Source organism: Silvania confinis (assembly GCF_025564085.1).
Lineage (GTDB): Bacteria > Pseudomonadota > Gammaproteobacteria > Enterobacterales > Enterobacteriaceae > Enterobacter > Enterobacter confinis.
On record NZ_JAMGZJ010000078.1, the window covers coordinates 923977 to 939915 of the forward strand.

A 15939-nucleotide genomic window follows, 5' to 3' on the forward strand; every position below is an offset into this window, starting at 1 on the left:
TTTTGATCATCATACTTGTATGGTAGTAGGGTAATTGCGTAAGTTTCTTGCATCACCACATAAGATGTAAGGAACCGGAAAATGAAAATTGTAGGGGCTGAAGTTTTTGTAACTTGTCCAGGGCGTAACTTTGTCACACTGAAGATCACCACCGACGAGGGAATTGTCGGCCTGGGTGATGCCACCTTAAACGGCCGTGAACTGTCTGTGGCCTCGTATCTGAAAGACCATCTCTGCCCGCAGCTTATTGGCCGCGATGCGCACCGTATCGAAGATATCTGGCAGTTCTTCTACAAAGGCGCGTACTGGCGTCGCGGCCCGGTCACCATGTCGGCGATCTCGGCCATCGACATGGCGCTGTGGGATATCAAAGCTAAAGCCGCAAATATGCCGCTGTACCAGCTGCTGGGCGGCGCATCCCGTGAAGGGGTGATGGTTTATTGCCACACCACCGGCCACACCATCGACGACGTGCTGGAAGATTACGCCCGCCATAAAGAGATGGGATTCAAGGCGATCCGCGTGCAGTGCGGCGTGCCGGGAATGAAAACCACCTATGGCATGTCGAAAGGCAAAGGCCTGGCGTACGAACCTGCCACCAAAGGCAACTGGCCGGATGAACAGCTGTGGTCAACCGAAAAGTACCTCGATTTTACCCCGAAATTGTTTGACGCCGTGCGTAACAAGTATGGCTTTAATGAACATCTCCTGCATGACATGCACCACCGCCTGACGCCGATCGAAGCCGCGCGCTTTGGCAAGAGCATCGAGCAGTACCGCATGTTCTGGATGGAAGACCCAACCCCGGCCGAAAACCAGGAGTGCTTCCGTCTGATCCGTCAGCACACGGTAACGCCGATTGCGGTAGGGGAAGTGTTTAACAGCATCTGGGATTGCAAACAGCTGATCGAAGAGCAGCTGATCGACTACATCCGCACCACCATTACCCATGCCGGCGGGATTACCGGGATGCGGCGGATTGCCGATTTCGCCTCGCTGTATCAGGTGCGTACTGGCTCCCATGGCCCGTCGGATCTGTCACCAATTTGTCACGCTGCAGCGCTGCACTTCGACCTGTGGGTGCCAAACTTTGGTGTGCAGGAGTACATGGGCTATTCCGAGCAGATGCTGGAAGTGTTCCAGACCAACTGGACGTTTGAAGACGGCTATATGCACCCTGGTGACAAGCCGGGTCTGGGTATCGACTTCGACGAAAAACTGGCCGCGAAATATCCCTACGACCCCGCTTATCTGCCGGTCGCCCGTCTGGAAGACGGCACCCTGTGGAACTGGTAAAGGAGCAGAAGATGAAAAGTATCGTTGTTCAACAACCCAATACGTTGGTTATCGAAGACCGTCCGCTCCCGACCCCCGCCGCGGGCGAGGTGCGTGTCAAAGTCAAACTGGCCGGGATCTGCGGCTCCGACAGCCATATTTATCGCGGGCACAACCCCTTCGCCAAATACCCACGGGTGATTGGCCATGAGTTCTTTGGCGTGATTGATGCGGTTGGCGAGGGTGTGGATAGCGCCCGTCTGGGCCAGCGCGTCTCAGTGGATCCGGTTATCAGTTGCGGACATTGCTATCAATGCTCGGTGGGCAAACCGAACGTCTGCGCCTCGCTGGTTGTGCTGGGCGTGCACCGTGACGGTGGGTTCAGCGAATACGCCGCGGTGCCAGCTAAAAACGCGAAGCTCATTCCTGATGCGATTAGCGACAAGCATGCGGTGATGGTTGAGCCCTTCACCATTGCAGCCAACGTCACCGGACACGTTAGCCCGACTGAACAGGACGTGGCGCTGATTTACGGCGCGGGCCCGATGGGGTTGGTGACGGTGCAGGCGTTGAAAGGCGTCTACAAGGTCAAGCAGGTGATTGTGGTCGATCGCATCGAAGAACGTCTGGCGATGGCCGAGCGTAGTGGTGCTGACTGGGTTATCAACAATGGCAACCAGTCCCTGCAGGCGGTGCTGGATGAGAAGGGCATTAAGCCAACGCTAATTGTCGATGCAGCCTGCCATCCAACCATTTTGCAGGAGGCGATCACTCTGGCGTCCCCGGGCGCGCGCATCGTGCTGATGGGCTTCTCCAGCGAGCCGAGCCAAATCGTGCAGCAAGGCATCACCGGCAAAGAGCTGTCGATTTTCTCCTCACGCCTGAATGCCAATAAATTCCCGGTGGTTATCGACTGGCTGGAAAAAGGGCTTATAGACCCGGACAAACTTATTACCCATACGTTTGATTATAAAGAAGTTAAAGACGCAATTGAACTGTTTGAAAAAGACCAGCGGCAATGCTGCAAGGTGTTACTGACGTTCTCTTAATAACAATGAATGCGGTTTAGCGGTACGCATCTTACCCTGTTGAGATAGCCAATATGACTCAAGTAAAAAATGAAAGAAGTACATCTGACCTGGTCAAAGCCGCCGTATCGGGGTGGCTTGGCACGGCGTTAGAATTTATGGACTTCCAGCTCTATTCACTGGGCGCAGCCTTAGTTTTCCACGAGATCTTCTTCCCGGAACAGTCCGCCGCGATGGCGCTTATTCTGGCGATGGGTACCTACGGCGCGGGTTATATCGCCCGTATCGTCGGCGCCTTCTTCTTCGGCAAAATGGGCGACCGGATTGGGCGTAAAAAGGTCCTGTTTATCACCATCACCATGATGGGGATCTGCACCACCTTGATCGGCGTACTGCCGACCTACGCCCAGATTGGGATCTTTGCCCCGGTGCTGCTGGTGACGCTGCGTATTATCCAGGGGCTGGGTGCGGGCGCAGAGATCTCTGGTGCGGGCACCATGCTGGCGGAGTATGCGCCGAAAGGCAAACGCGGCATCATCTCTTCGCTGGTGGCGATGGGCACCAACTGCGGCACCCTGAGCGCCACGGCGATCTGGGCGGCAATGTTCTTCTTCCTCGATCGTGAAGAGCTGGTGGCCTGGGGCTGGCGTATTCCGTTCCTCGCAAGCGTGGTGGTGATGATCTTTGCTATCTGGCTGCGTATGAACCTGAAAGAGAGTCCGGTATTTGAGCAAGTCAACGGCGAAGAGGCCACTGCGCAGGCGGCGGATCCGGAAACCACGCTGGGGGCGATGTTCAAAAGCAAATCATTCTGGCTGGCGACAGGCCTGCGCTTTGGTCAGGCGGGTAACTCCGGTCTGATTCAGACTTTCCTTGCCGGTTATCTGGTCCAGACGCTGCTGTTTAATAAAAGCATTCCGACCGATGCCTTAATGATTAGCTCCATCCTCGGATTTATTTCCATCCCGCTACTGGGCTGGCTGTCCGATAAAATTGGTCGTCGTTTGCCGTATATTGTGCTGAATATTTCCGCCATTATTCTGGCATACCCAATGCTGTCGATTATTGTGGATAATTCATATTCGCCGGGGGTGATCATGACCTCGATTATCATTATTCACAACTTTGCGGTACTGGGACTATTTGCCCTGGAAAATATCACCATGGCAGAGATGTTTGGTTCGCGTAACCGCTTCACTCGCATGGCTATCTCGAAAGAGGCTGGTGGTCTGGTCGCCGTAGGTTTTGGCCCATTACTGGCTGGGATCTTCTGCAACATGACCGGCTCCTGGTGGCCTATCGCGGTGATGATGGTGGTTTATTCGGTTATCGGGCTGATCTCTGCCATCCTGATGCCTGAAGTCTGCGACCGCGATTTGAGCACTCTGGGCGATGCGGCTGAAGATAAGGCTCACGTACCTGGCGTCAATCCACGCGGCAACCATAGCGCAATCTCCTGACCGACAATGACTCTCCTGCACCCGCAGGAGAGTCTTTTTTTAGAGTTTTGCAAACACATAAAACCAATAAAAACAACCTTCAGGGAAGTATCGGGAATTAACTGAATATTTCGGTAAGGACACAACATGTCTCGTGCAAACAAGAAAATCACCATTCCGGTGAGTATTGGTTACGGTCTGACGGATATTATGGGCGGCGGTGCATTTACCGTTATTGGAGCCTGGCTGTTATTTTTCTATACCACTTTTGTCGGGTTATCACCGATTGAAGCGGCATCCATTGTGGCTATTGCCCGTATTGTCGATGCCGTGGTCAGTTTATTTATGGGTAGCCTGACTGACCATTTTTATAAGAATTACTTTGGCAAAAAATTTGGCCGTCGGCGTTTCTTTTTGCTGATTGGCGCACCCCTGATGCTGGTGTATGCCTTACTGTGGCTCGATGGCATGAGCTATGGGTTTTATCTGGCGGTGTATCTGGCCTTTGAGATTATCGCTGCGATGGTGCTGATCCCGTGGGAAACGCTGCCCTCAGAGATGACGAAAGAGTTTAACGGCCGCACCAAACTCTCAACCTGTCGTATGTTCTTGTCAGCTTCTGGCACCTTTCTCGCGACCTTTATTCCCGGTCTGCTGATTAATCATTTTGGCGAACACAGCGCCAATGCCTATCTGATTAACGGCGTGATTTTTGCGGTGCTGTTTATGGTTTGCGTCATTATTTCGTGGAAAGTGACCTGGGAGCGTGAACTCACCCCTGAGATGCAGGCCGAGCTGGAAAAATCAGCGCTGCCTACCTGCTTTGGCGAAAAGCTGCGTGCTGTGTCGGCGTTGTTTGCCTCCTACCTCTCCACGCTGAAAATCCGCGCTTTCAGGAAGCATCTGGCGATTTATCTGCTGTCGTTCACCGGTAAAGATGTCTACAACACCGTGTTTGTCTTCTTCTGCGTCTACTGCCTGAACGTCTCGTCCTCGCTGGCGGGCAGCCTGCTGTCGATGAGTATTGTCGGCCTACCGGTGACCTTAATTGCAGGACTTGGGATCATCAAATACGGCCCGGCCCGGCTCTATGTCTTCGCTTATGCGCTGATGATGCTGTGTCTGGCGGGTTTCCTGGCGGTGTACCAGATCCCGTCTTTGAATACGGTCGCCACGTTGTTCGTTTTGGCCGGGCTGTACCAGGTTGGGCGCTGCGTGCTGGAATTTACCCCCTGGAACGTTTTCCCGTTTATCCCGGATATTGACGAAATGGTCAGCCGCCAGCGTCGGGAAGGGCTGTTTGCCGCAGTGATGACCTTTACCCGCAAAACTACGGTGGCGATTGCCACCTTTGTGGTCGGCCTGCTGCTGCAAAGCGGCGGTTTCGTGAAGGGTAGCCAGGTTCAACCCCCGGAAGCGGTGCACATGATTGCAATGCTGATGTTTATCGGCACCGCCGTACTGCTGATTCTGGCGCTGTGGCAGGCGCTCACTTTCCGGCTCAACAAGCAAACCCACCAGATCTTCGTCCAGGAGGTTGAACGCCTGCGGGCCAATGGCGCGAAAGCGTCGGTTGAACCGCATGTCCGGCGTATCGTCGAGGATCTTACGGGCTATGACTACGACACACTGTGGACGGAGCCAGTGCCAGCGGCAAAAGAGGAGAGTACGACGGTGGCGACAGCGGGATGAGTGGTTTACAGCTTTGCGGTAATTTCTGAATGCTGTCACACAACTTTAAATTGATGTCACACCAGATGGCAAAAAGTTAACGTAAATCAAAATGTCAGTATCAACAATCAGTATGGTTAGGGCATTCGCTTTTTATGCCTACTGCCATTCTAGTTGGGTTAGTGGGTCGGTGCTGCGGTTTATTGCGGGCACCGGCCAGGATCATCGCTTCATTAATTTAACGAGTACAATCATGAAAAATCCGTTATTACATGCGCAAGCTACGCTGCCGCACTACAACCGTGAAAATCTGCAGTCCAAAATAGTGCATCTGGGCTTTGGCGCTTTCCATCGTGCCCACCAGGCGGTATATGCCGATATCCTTGCCGCCGAACACGCCAGCGACTGGGGTTTTTGCGAGGTTAACCTGATTGGCGGTGAGCAGCAGATCGCGGATCTCAAAGCCCAGGATAATCTCTACACGGTGACAGAAATGTCCGCTGATGCCTGGACCGCTCGGGTGGTTGGGGTGGTAAAACGCGCCCTGCACGCACAGGTCGATGGCCTGGAAGCTGTGCTGTCGGCGATGTGTGAGCCGCAGGTCGCCATTGTCTCGCTGACCATCACTGAGAAAGGCTACTGCCACGCTCCGGCTACCGGCCAGTTGATGCTGGATCACCCGCTGATCGTTACCGACCTGAATAACCCTCACCAGCCGGGCTCTGCGGTTGGCGTGGTCGTCGAAGCGCTGGCGCGGCGTAAAGCGGCCGGTTTGCCAGCCTTTACCGTGATGTCCTGCGACAACATGCCGGAGAACGGCCATGTGATGCGCAACGTCACCTGCGCCTATGCCCGGGCGGTCGACAGCGAGTTGGCCGAGTGGATCGAATCTCACGTCACATTCCCGTCGACGATGGTCGATCGTATCGTGCCTGCGGTTACCGCCGATACCCTGAACAAAATCGAACAGATTACCGGCGTGCGCGATCCGGCAGGGGTGGCCTGCGAGCCGTTCCGTCAGTGGGTGGTCGAAGACAACTTTGTCGCCGGGCGTCCGGCGTGGGAAAAAGCCGGTGCCGAGCTGGTGGCCGACGTGATCCCGTTCGAAGAGATGAAGCTGCGGATGCTCAACGGCAGCCATTCATTCCTCGCGTATCTGGGGTATCTGGCGGGCTATCAGCACATTAATGACTGCATGGAAGACGCTAACTACCGCCGCGCCGCGCACGCGCTGATGCTTAACGAACAGGCACCGACGCTGAAAGTCACCGGGGTGGATCTGGGCCGCTATGCGGATCTGTTGATCGAACGCTACAGCAACCCGGCGCTGCGTCATCGCACCTGGCAGATCGCGATGGACGGTAGCCAGAAGCTGCCGCAGCGGATGCTGGATTCGGTACGTTGGCACCGTGTGCACCAGCGTAGCTTCCCGCTGCTGGCGCTGGGTGTGGCTGGCTGGATGCGCTACGTCGGTGGCGTGGATGAGCATGGTGAAGCCATCGAGGTATGCGATCCGCTGCTGCCGGTGATTCAGCAGGCAGTGCAGGGGAGTGCCGAAGGGGCATCACGCGTGAAGGCGCTGTTGGGCATCGACGCCATTTTCGGTAATGAACTGCCGCAGGATGCGACCTTTGTTGAGGCGGTAACAGCGGCCTATCTGACGCTGCTGGAGAAGGGGGCGAAAGCCACGGTGGCGCAGTACATCGCGGGTTAATCCTGTCGAATGCCGCCGCCAGGCGGCATTCATTTTTACGGCTACTCTTCGCTAAACCACTCGCTATTTTCCTGCCGAATTAACTGCACTGACGCACCAATCTCCTGCAAATGCACGGTCATGGCTTTTTCCACCGCATCGGCATCGCGTTTTTCCAGTGCTTTGAAAATATCGTGATGTTGTCGCAGCAGCATCTCTGGCGGCGAAACGTGGTCGAGGCTCATGTAGCGCACCCTGTCCATCGTGGCCTTGATGTTCTCGATGGTATCCCACGCCAACTGGCAGTCGGCAACCTGCGCCAGCTTCTGATGAAACTCATCGTCCAGCAGGAAAAAGTCGTTCAGCTGTTTACGCTCAATAGCGATGCGCTGCTGATGCAGATTTTGCTCAAGCAGGTAACACTGATGGCTGTCAATCAGCCCAGCGGCGCGACGCGCCACCGCACACTCGATCGCCTGACGTACAAAACAGCCGTTGCGCACCTGAGAGAGCGAAATCTTGTTCACATAGCTGCCGCGCTGCGGGCGGATCTGGATCAGGCCGTTTTCGGCAAGCTTAATAAAAGCTTCGCGCACAGGCTGGCGGGAGACGTCGAAGCGCATCGACACCTCTTTTTCAGAAAGCGGGGTTCCCGGTGGGATCAGACAGTGGACAATGTCGCTCCGCAAAATGCGGTAAATTTGCTGATTTACGGGTTGTGTCGGATTGAGTTGCGATTCAGCGGCCATTCGATGTGATTTCTCAGAGAGTTAACCCGTAAATACTACCATTCTTTTCACGGGCATCCCATACCCGACCCGCAGGCCGGGTATGGATAGATCAGCCGCGATGCACGCTAAGGCCGGCAAAACTCTGGCTGACTGGCATCATTTCAAGGGTGTTAATGTTGACGTGCTTCGGCAGCGAAGCCACCCACCAGACGGCTTCGGTCACATCTTCCGGGGTCAGGGCGTCGGTGTTCTCATAAGTTTTGCCTACTTTCGCATCATCACCTTTGAAGCGAACATTGGAAAACTCGGTGCCGCCCACCAGACCCGGTTCGATATCGGTTACGCGGATCGCCGTACCGTGCAGGTCGGTGCGCAGATTCAGGCTGAACTGACGGACAAAGGCTTTGGTGGCACCGTAGACGTTACCGCCCGCGTAAGGCCAGCTACCGGCAGTGGAACCGATGTTAATCACGTGTCCGCGATTGCGTTCGACCATCCCAGGCAGCACGGCGCGGGTCATGTACACCAGACCTTTATTGTTGGTGTCGATCATCGTTTCCCAGTCTTCGACGCTGGCTTTGTGCGCCGGTTCAAGACCCAGCGCCAATCCGGCGTTGTTCACCAGCACGTCGATGGCTTGCCATTCCGCCGGCAGACTGGACAGCATTTCTTCAATGGAGGCGCGGTTACGCACGTCCAGTTGCGCGGTCAGAATGCTGTCGCCGAGTTCGTCTTTCAGCTCCTGCAAACGCTCCTGACGACGGCCGGTGGCAATCACCTTGTGCCCGTTGGCAACGAAGCGACGCGTGATACTTTCACCAAAACCTGCAGTTGCTCCGGTCACTAAAATAATCATGTCACTGTTCCTCAACGCTTTTTGTGTAGTACTACCATAGCATGTGATCTGACGCAGGGTAAGGCGACTTTTCGGCCCGCGCACATCACGGAGATTGCAGCCCACCGCGGGCTGGCCTACTCTGGTGGGATTCATCATATTCAGGAGTCTGATATGTCTGGCACTAATCCTTTTTTCGAACCCAGCCCGCTGCCTTATCAGGCACCGCGTTTTGATCTGATCGACGATAGCCATTATCGCCTGGCCTTTGATGATGCGATCGGCCAGAAGCGCGATGAGATCGCGGCGATCGCCGATTCTGCTGAAACGCCCGATTTTACCAATACCGTACTGGCGCTGGAGAACAGCGGTGAACGGCTGAGCCGGGTGAGTAACGTTTTCTTCGCCATGACCTCGGCGCACACTAACGATTATCTGCAGGAACTGGAAGAGACCGTCGCCACCGAACTGGCGGCGCTGGCCAATGATATCTGGCTGAATGACACGCTGTTTGCCCGGGTCGATGCTATCTATAATGCGCGCCAGACGCAGGCAGCGGATGCCGAATCCCTGCGCTTAATTGAAGAGCTGCACCAGCGGTTTATTCTGGCCGGTGCCCGGCTGGGAGATGCACAGAAGCAAGAGCTGAAGGCGCTGAACACCGAGTCGGCCACGCTGACCAGCCAGTTTAACCAGCGCCTGCTGGCGGCCGATAAAGCCGGTGGACTGGTGGTGGATTATATCCATCAGTTGGATGGCCTTAGCCCGGCGGAACACGCCGCCGCCGCGCAAGCTGCCGCCGAAAAAGGGCTTAACGATCGCTGGCTGATTCCGCTGCTGAACACCACTCAGCAGCCCGCGCTGCAGCAGTTGCGCGATCGCCAGACCCGGGAAAACCTGTTTAACGCCGGTTGGCTGCGCACGCAAAAAAATGATGCCAACGATACGCGCGAGCTGGTGCGTCGTCTGGTCAGGCTGCGTGCGCGTCAGGCGGAACTGCTGGGCTTTGCTAACTATGCGAGCTGGAAAATCGCCGATCAGATGGCGAAAACCCCCGACGCAGCGCTGCAATTTATGCGCGGGATCGTCCCGGCCGCGCGCGAACGCGCTCTGCTGGAGCAAGCTGATATCCAGAAGGTGATTGACGATGAACAGGCCCGCTTCACCGTCCAGGCCTGGGACTGGTCGTTTTATGCCGAACGCGTGCGGCTGGCGAAATATGCCCTCGATGAATCGCAGGTCAAACCCTATTTTGCCCTCAACACGGTGCTGACCGACGGGGTTTTCTGGGCGGCGACCCAGCTGTTCGGTATTACCTTTGTTGAGCGGCCGGAGATCCCGGTTTATCACCCGGACGTGCGCGTCTGGGAAATTAACGATCATCATGGCGAGGGGATGGCGCTGTTTTACGGCGACTTCTTCGCCCGTGACTCGAAAGGTGGCGGAGCGTGGATGGGCAACTTCGTTGAACAGTCCCATGAATCCGGGACCCGTCCGGTGATTTACAACGTCTGCAACTATCAAAAGCCTGCCGACGGCCTGCCGGCGTTGATCTCCTGGGATGACGTGATCACTCTGTTCCACGAGTTTGGCCATACCCTGCACGGGCTGTTTGCCAGCCAGCGCTTTGCCACGCTGTCGGGCACCAATACCCCGCGCGATTTTGTCGAATTCCCGTCGCAAATCAACGAGCACTGGGCCAGCCACCCGCAGGTGTTTGCCCACTACGCCCGTCACTATCAAACCGGTGAGCCGATGCCGGATGCCCTGCGCGAGAAAATGCTCAGCGCCACGCAGTTTAATAAAGGCTATGACATGACGGAATTGCTCAGCGCGGCGCTGCTGGATATGAACTGGCACGGCCTGACGGTTGCCGACGCACCAAACGATGTCGAAGCCTTCGAAACTGCCGCGCTGGACAAAGAGCAGCTGTTGCTCCCGGCCATTCCTCCGCGCTATCGCAGCACCTATTTCGCCCATATCTTCGGCGGCGGCTACGCGGCGGGCTATTACGCCTATCTGTGGACGCAGATGCTGGCCGACGACGGCTATCAGTGGTTCGTAGAAGAGGGCGGATTGACCCGCGAAAACGGACAGAAATTCCGTGAGGCGATTTTGTCGCGCGGGAATAGTACTGATTTAGCTGAACTTTATCGGGAATGGCGCGGGCACGATCCGAAGATCGAACCGATGCTGGTGAATCGCGGGTTGAGTTCGTAAGGGCTTTTCAGGCTGAAAACAGAACCGGGCGTAACGCCCGGTTTTTTTGTCCGATTTTTTCTTCCCCAAAATTCCTCCCCAAAATCAACTGCATGCGGTTATTGCCCTGGTAACGGGCTGCTGATTGCTGGCTTCAGTCCCGGGGGTCGCAAGCATAAAAGACATTATTCAGCACTGGCCTACCTGCTGGCGCTGGCGCTGGCGTTCTACTCCATCCCCATCCGTATCTGGGTTGGCGATTATCTCTACATCGACCGCTCAGAGCTGGTGGTCAACATCGGGTTTCTGATTGTGATGATCCTCTCCCGGGGGAATATCATCGGCAAAAGGAGCTGACAGTGAATCAACGGCAATTTGAAAAGTCTGCTGGTGTGAGCGCCAGTTTGGCTGCGCGCTGGTATCCACATATCGACTCGGCAATGAAAGAGTTCGGCATCACTGCTGTGAACGATCAGGCCATGTTTATCGCGCAGCTGGGGCACGAATCGGCAGGCTTTACCTCGCTGGTGGAGAGCTTCAACTACTCGGTCGACGGCCTGAAGAAAACCTTCGGTAGACGCCTGACGCCGTACCAGTGCGAGATGCTGGGCCGGGTGGGTGGTAAGCAGACCGCCCACCAGCCGCAGATTGCCAACCTGGTGTATGGTGCTCGAATGGGCAATAACTCGCAGGGTGACGGCTGGAAATATTGTGGTCGTGGTCTGCTGCAGATTACCGGCCGCGAGAACTACACCAAATGCGGTGCGGCCCTGAAGTTGGATCTGGTAAGCGCACCGGAGCTACTGGTGCAGGATCGTCACGCAGCGCGCTCGCAGCCTGGTACTTTACGTTACGCGGTTGCCTGCTGTATTCCGGCGATATCGTGCGTGTCACGCAGATCATCAACGGTGGGCAAAACGGACTGGCTGACCGCAAGGTGCGTTACAGCCGGGCGCAGGCGGCGCTGGCATGAAGATTCGACATGCTCTTCTCGCGCTGGTGGTCGCCGTCTCGGTCACCGGTGCAATCGCCTGGCGTTCTGGCTGGAGTGCGCACGCTGACCATGTCAACGCGCTGCCAACTCCATCAGCGGATTTGATGCAGGAGCCGTGCCGGGGAAGTAACGCCGGTACCAATAGCGATGAAGACCTGCAGGCTGATATCGAAACAACCCAATGCCTGCGCCAGTTGCGGCTCAACACGTATCGCTGGCAGGCCTGGTATAACGCGTTACGTTAAAGTGAGTGCCGGGCAGCTGTCACCACCCGGCCTTGGTTACTACTGCAGTTCCTTACCTTTTAGCTGTTCAACGTAAAAGTCATAACGTTTAAGGAACCACAGCCGGCAGTCTTCATCCATGTTGCCGGTTATTGCATCCGTGCATAGATGTCGGCCTTGCAAGCGCATCCGGGCAAAGCTAGATGCAAGAAAATCTAAATCCCGGGAAGACACAACACCCTTCTCACTTACTAACTGCATACATTCCTCCTCTGCTAGATGAATCTAAAAGAAAAATGCATCTGATATAAGTATGGCTCAAAAAATCGTAGCACGTGGGTTGCCAGCCGAAAGAATACCGAGCCTCGCAATAGCGGGGTTTTTTACCAACTGAGGGTAAGAATGCCATCTCCAATCATGAAGTAATTTGCGTATCAACATCTCCCGGCACATCTACAGAAAGTGAGTAAGCCAATTGGCGATCTTGCAACGCTGATGGATGAATCACTGCCTGACGGTGGGGAAAAGTCTGCAGGCCTCCGCAAGCTGCTCGAAGCCAAAGATGCACGGGTGCGCGCAAAGCTGGGTTAAGCAATTCCAAGCTCATCTTCGGGTGGGCTTGATAATGGTGAACTCCTCAATAAAAAATTTCCCTTCCGAAATGAAATCCTGCAGTTCGGAAGGGAGGCTAAAAGGGCCATCATTACAAGGAGGACTAGACTGTAGTCTAAGATTCAACAAATAACCGAAGTATTAAAATAATATTATAAACAGAATGGTTTTAACTTTTAGCTTATGACTGATAGCCAGTGTTAAGTGGCGCTTAAAGAAAAATTTAACGCATCTTACATAATAATTTCATTGTTAGGTCTACATTCAAATGACACGAGTGATTCGACATCTTAGCCACTCGAGCCGATCCCCCTAAGCGGTGGGGCAACCAGTAAATGCTGGACGCTTGCGAATTTGCTTACTGGAGTGAGTTCACCGGGAGGCACCCGGGGCTTGAGTGGAAGACTGAAGGAACAGCCACAACATCGAAATTTGTGTGAATTGCTATCTACATTGCTGCATGACCCAGACCAGTTCTGTCCGAGCTGGTCTTTTTTTGCCAGAGAAAGAGGATTACAGACGAAACCACTGAATGCCTGTAAAAATGAACAGTGGGTTTTGCCTGGTTGACATTGAGAATGTATACTTTTCCAGCTAGAAAAGTTTACTTATCAAGGATTCAAAGATTGAAAGATGGCATTTATAAGATGGTTTTTGAAAACAATGGTCAAAGAAACGGTCAATGTGACGGCGTAATCTCAATCCGAAAGAACCATCTTAATGGTGGTGATAACGTGTTTTTTTACCGAGGCATCATTAATTCTGAAGGTGTAAGCCTGAGGGTGGCGAGAATCAACCCTGGCGACACCACTGTGATGAATGGCATTGATAACGTGGAGCTTGTTCTGAAGCTCAATGAAAGCTCTTTTGGAGCAAATTTCGAAGGGCATGTATGGAGTCGGCCTGATTTAACCGTACGCGGAAGCTTGACGTTCTTGAGTGACCTTCTTTAGCATGACTACTAAGCCGCCGTCGGGCGGTTTTTTATTGCCATCACCATGGGCAGACCCATCGAAATGGCACAATAAAAATTAGTCTCAGCTAAGGCATTTACCAACATAAGAATGCCTTTACAAGTCAGGGTCCGTCATTGTTGTTGAGGGTACTCACCTTTTGCTTTCAGATTTTCTTTGACCAAATTGGCGCAGCTGGTTGCATTTTGTGAACTCTGATCATTAACAATAGAAGGATGAGCTTTTAATATTTCGTTGTAAGCATCTTTCACTTTCGGACTGACTGTTGAGGCAAAACTATCTGGTGGAAAGTGACCCAAAGGGTGTTTGTCACCGCTTAAGGCTTTCGCGCAGGCATTATCAATTTGGGCGACAATGCTTAGAGGTTTAGCGTTTGCATATATTGAGCAAGATAAAACCAAACACGCGAGAACAATTCTTTTCATACTCTATCTTTCTTAATGACATAGCGTTTTTTTTTGAAAAAAGCATTTAAACCCTATGAAGATATCAGCATTAATTCGAATGTGAAGGGATCCTTATGACCAAACCGGACTGGGAGGCTATCGAATCGGCTTACCGGGCCGGAGTGATGTCCCTCCGCGAAATAGCATCGCAGCACGGCATCAGTGAAGGCGCTATTCGTAAGCGCGCCAAACGTGATGAATGGTCGCGTGACCTCAATGCGAAGGTGAAAGAACGCGCTGACGATCTGGTACGCAAAGCTGAGGTACGCAAGCAGGTACGCAGCGAAACGGTACTGTCTGAGCGCGTACTGATAGAGGCCACTGCCGAGGTCATTGCTACGGTACGCATGGAGCATCGCGGCGATATCCGCCGGGCGAGAACGCTTGCCAATGCTCTGTTTGATGAACTTGAGGCGGAGTGCGCTGACGTTGAGGCACTGCGTACCTTGGGCCAGTTGATGCTCGACGTGGATGAGAAGGGGCGCGATCGACTGAATGAGCTTTACCACTTCATCATCGAGACGCTGAAAAATCTTATTGGTCTCGAGCGGCAGGCTTACAGCATGAACGAAGGCGAAAAAGATAAGGTCTTGGACGCACTGTCTGACCTGATGGATTCGCTCTCTCAGGGGGCGTAATGAAACCTGAGCACCTCAAGCTGCTGTCTGACAAAGACTGGCGACTGAATAATCTCTATCCGACCATACCGGCCGAGGCGTTCCAGCAGTCTGTCGAGGGCCGTATTACGTCAGGCAGTTCCGCTGGCTCTACACCAATAAGCGCATCGGCCAAATCCCGGATAACTCACACCTCCCGGTTCACACCTTCTGGGATATCGGCGTGGGCGACTCCACGGCTATCAGTGGTTCGTAGAAGAGGGCGGATTGACCCGCGAAAACGGACAGAAATTCCGCGAGGTGATTTTGTCGGGTGGGAATAGCACTGATTTAGCTGAACTTTATCGGGAATGGCGTGGGCACGATCCTAAGATTGAACCGATGCTGGTGAATCGCGGGTTGAGTGCGTAGGGCGTAATCAAGCGGGAAACAGCACCGGGCATCATGCCCGGCGCAATACCACGACTTACTCACGTTCCTTTAACTGCGGCATCTGTTCAATAGCAAACGCCAGAACCTTTTCACCATCCAACGAAGCAAAGGGGTAGCTTTCAATCACCGCGACAGGGCGATCCGGGCCAATGTCCTTTTTGAGTTCATCCAGCTTGTATTGAATGTGGGGAGTAACAAGGAAGCAGTCAAAGGCAGGCGCCACGCTGGCAAAGTTATCCAACCCTACTGCACTGATGATCATCTTATAGCCATGTTCATTCGCGACGGTTTGCATCTTTTTGGCGAGCGAATTGGCGGTATTACCGAACAGGCAACATATAAGCAGTTTTTTCATGGACGTATCCTCGTGGAAACTGCGCATACACTATGCCCGCAGATAACAAGGAAATGAGAGGTTGCTCAATATTCACTGGTTGAATAGGTCAAATGACATGCAACTTGATATTAAGCAAATTTGGACCGGTGAATCGACGAAAATAAATTCAATGACCGTTAGTAGTCATCCTTCAAATCCTGCATAGCAGAAAGTATCGTAAAACCGATTATGCTCACGGCAAGGATGCCGAGTATTACCAGTGCAGTAATCATTCGCTCTCCTGTGGCTGGCCTATACGAAAGAATAGCGCATGAGCGCTCCGGTTATCGCGCAGTTGTTCTACATTCGGAATTCACCTGAAACTTCATACTGATCACAGATTAGGAGAGGATGCTGCCCGGGTTAATCACCAGATAAGGCGATTTTTTATGA

The 15939-nt window shown here is 53.8% G+C and carries 16 protein-coding genes and 2 pseudogenes; 13 read left to right on the top strand and 5 right to left on the bottom strand.

From position 1 onward, the window contains the following. The first annotated feature begins 81 nt into the window (after positions 1-81). The 5 genes from manD to M8013_RS22410 all read left to right on the top strand — a co-directional run bounded on the left by manD (position 82) and on the right by M8013_RS22410 (position 7127). Positions 82-1296 carry a D-mannonate dehydratase ManD gene (gene manD, locus M8013_RS22390; RefSeq protein ID WP_271269947.1) on the top strand — a complete coding sequence of 405 codons (1215 nt, stop codon included), beginning with the start codon at positions 82-84 and terminating at the stop codon, positions 1294-1296. 11 nt (positions 1297-1307) lie between these two features. Then, complete coding sequence (locus M8013_RS22395; RefSeq protein WP_271269948.1) at positions 1308-2324, top strand: Zn-dependent oxidoreductase; 1017 nt, start codon at positions 1308-1310, stop codon at positions 2322-2324. A gap of 53 nt (positions 2325-2377) precedes the next feature. After that, positions 2378-3763 (top strand): MFS transporter, encoded by a 1386-nt coding sequence (locus tag M8013_RS22400; protein WP_271269949.1) that lies wholly within the window; start codon positions 2378-2380, stop codon positions 3761-3763. Positions 3764-3889: 126 nt separating this feature from the next. Further along, entirely contained in the window at positions 3890-5434 is a 1545-nt protein-coding gene (locus M8013_RS22405) for an MFS transporter (protein WP_271269950.1), read from the top strand. A 232-nt stretch (positions 5435-5666) separates the two neighbouring features. Next, entirely contained in the window at positions 5667-7127 is a 1461-nt protein-coding gene (locus tag M8013_RS22410) for a mannitol dehydrogenase family protein (protein ID WP_271269951.1), read from the top strand. A 41-nt stretch (positions 7128-7168) separates the two neighbouring features. Here M8013_RS22410 and M8013_RS22415 read toward each other — a convergent pair whose 3' ends face one another. Next, positions 7169-7855, bottom strand: a complete 687-nt coding sequence (locus tag M8013_RS22415; protein ID WP_271269952.1) for a GntR family transcriptional regulator — start codon at positions 7853-7855, stop codon at positions 7169-7171. Between the two features lie 91 nt (positions 7856-7946). Beyond that, positions 7947-8693, bottom strand: coding sequence for a bifunctional NADP-dependent 3-hydroxy acid dehydrogenase/3-hydroxypropionate dehydrogenase YdfG (gene ydfG, locus M8013_RS22420; RefSeq protein WP_271269953.1), 747 nt, complete (start codon positions 8691-8693; stop codon positions 7947-7949). A 153-nt stretch (positions 8694-8846) separates the two neighbouring features. Between ydfG and dcp the strand changes: the two genes are divergently transcribed. From dcp to M8013_RS22435, 4 genes and pseudogenes are all read left to right on the top strand, one after another. Then, the gene (gene dcp, locus M8013_RS22425; RefSeq protein ID WP_271269954.1) at positions 8847-10892 is read left to right on the top strand and encodes a peptidyl-dipeptidase Dcp; all 2046 of its coding nucleotides are present in this window, start codon (positions 8847-8849) and stop codon (positions 10890-10892) included. Between the two features lie 123 nt (positions 10893-11015). Further along, positions 11016-11228 carry a phage holin family protein gene (locus M8013_RS23665; protein WP_418939556.1) on the top strand — a complete coding sequence of 71 codons (213 nt, stop codon included), beginning with the start codon at positions 11016-11018 and terminating at the stop codon, positions 11226-11228. Positions 11229-11230: 2 nt separating this feature from the next. After that, a pseudogene (locus M8013_RS22430) lies at positions 11231-11844 on the top strand (glycoside hydrolase family 19 protein). Further along, on the top strand, positions 11841-12110 hold the full coding sequence (locus M8013_RS22435; protein WP_271270192.1) for a hypothetical protein: 270 nt from the start codon (positions 11841-11843) through the stop codon (positions 12108-12110). Before M8013_RS22430 ends, M8013_RS22435 begins: the two are co-directional and overlap by 4 nt. Positions 12111-12149: 39 nt before the next feature. Here M8013_RS22435 and M8013_RS22440 read toward each other — a convergent pair whose 3' ends face one another. Continuing rightward, positions 12150-12350, bottom strand: coding sequence for a glycogen synthesis protein GlgS (locus M8013_RS22440; protein ID WP_271269955.1), 201 nt, complete (start codon positions 12348-12350; stop codon positions 12150-12152). Between the two features lie 201 nt (positions 12351-12551). Between M8013_RS22440 and M8013_RS22445 the strand changes: the two genes are divergently transcribed. Next, positions 12552-12680 (top strand): hypothetical protein, encoded by a 129-nt coding sequence (locus tag M8013_RS22445; protein WP_271269956.1) that lies wholly within the window; start codon positions 12552-12554, stop codon positions 12678-12680. A 647-nt stretch (positions 12681-13327) separates the two neighbouring features. Then, complete coding sequence (locus tag M8013_RS22450) at positions 13328-13654, top strand: hypothetical protein (protein ID WP_271269957.1); 327 nt, start codon at positions 13328-13330, stop codon at positions 13652-13654. A 134-nt stretch (positions 13655-13788) separates the two neighbouring features. Here the strand turns inward: M8013_RS22450 and M8013_RS22455 are convergent, their stop codons facing one another. Beyond that, positions 13789-14100: a hypothetical protein gene (locus tag M8013_RS22455; RefSeq protein WP_271269958.1), complete on the bottom strand. Its 312-nt coding sequence runs from the start codon at positions 14098-14100 to the stop codon at positions 13789-13791. 95 nt (positions 14101-14195) lie between these two features. Here M8013_RS22455 and M8013_RS22460 point away from each other — a divergent pair, with 95 nt between their 5' ends. Together M8013_RS22460 and M8013_RS22465 are read left to right on the top strand one after the other, a co-directional pair. Beyond that, the gene (locus M8013_RS22460; RefSeq protein ID WP_271269959.1) at positions 14196-14759 is read left to right on the top strand and encodes a hypothetical protein; all 564 of its coding nucleotides are present in this window, start codon (positions 14196-14198) and stop codon (positions 14757-14759) included. 216 nt (positions 14760-14975) lie between these two features. Beyond that, positions 14976-15149: pseudogene (locus M8013_RS22465) on the top strand (M3 family metallopeptidase); the annotation flags it as partial. 55 nt (positions 15150-15204) lie between these two features. Here M8013_RS22465 and M8013_RS22470 read toward each other — a convergent pair. Continuing rightward, complete coding sequence (locus M8013_RS22470) at positions 15205-15525, bottom strand: PTS sugar transporter subunit IIB (RefSeq protein ID WP_271269960.1); 321 nt, start codon at positions 15523-15525, stop codon at positions 15205-15207. Between the last annotated feature and the right edge of the window lie 414 nt (positions 15526-15939).

Bases quoted from the DNA above. Each gene is read 5' to 3' on its own strand.
- M8013_RS22455 (WP_271269958.1), bottom strand. From the start codon at position 14,100: ATGAAAAGAATTGTTCTCGCGTGTTTGGTTTTATCTTGCTCAATATAT.
- M8013_RS22460 (WP_271269959.1), top strand. From the start codon at position 14,196: ATGACCAAACCGGACTGGGAGGCTATCGAATCGGCTTACCGGGCCGGA.
- M8013_RS22400 (WP_271269949.1), top strand. From the start codon at position 2,378: ATGACTCAAGTAAAAAATGAAAGAAGTACATCTGACCTGGTCAAAGCC.
- M8013_RS22470 (WP_271269960.1), bottom strand. From the start codon at position 15,525: ATGAAAAAACTGCTTATATGTTGCCTGTTCGGTAATACCGCCAATTCG.
- M8013_RS22405 (WP_271269950.1), top strand. From the start codon at position 3,890: ATGTCTCGTGCAAACAAGAAAATCACCATTCCGGTGAGTATTGGTTAC.
- M8013_RS22415 (WP_271269952.1), bottom strand. From the start codon at position 7,855: ATGGCCGCTGAATCGCAACTCAATCCGACACAACCCGTAAATCAGCAA.
- ydfG (WP_271269953.1), bottom strand. From the start codon at position 8,693: ATGATTATTTTAGTGACCGGAGCAACTGCAGGTTTTGGTGAAAGTATC.
- M8013_RS22395 (WP_271269948.1), top strand. From the start codon at position 1,308: ATGAAAAGTATCGTTGTTCAACAACCCAATACGTTGGTTATCGAAGAC.
- M8013_RS22440 (WP_271269955.1), bottom strand. From the start codon at position 12,350: ATGCAGTTAGTAAGTGAGAAGGGTGTTGTGTCTTCCCGGGATTTAGAT.
- M8013_RS22435 (WP_271270192.1), top strand. From the start codon at position 11,841: ATGAAGATTCGACATGCTCTTCTCGCGCTGGTGGTCGCCGTCTCGGTC.
- dcp (WP_271269954.1), top strand. From the start codon at position 8,847: ATGTCTGGCACTAATCCTTTTTTCGAACCCAGCCCGCTGCCTTATCAG.
- M8013_RS22410 (WP_271269951.1), top strand. From the start codon at position 5,667: ATGAAAAATCCGTTATTACATGCGCAAGCTACGCTGCCGCACTACAAC.
- manD (WP_271269947.1), top strand. From the start codon at position 82: ATGAAAATTGTAGGGGCTGAAGTTTTTGTAACTTGTCCAGGGCGTAAC.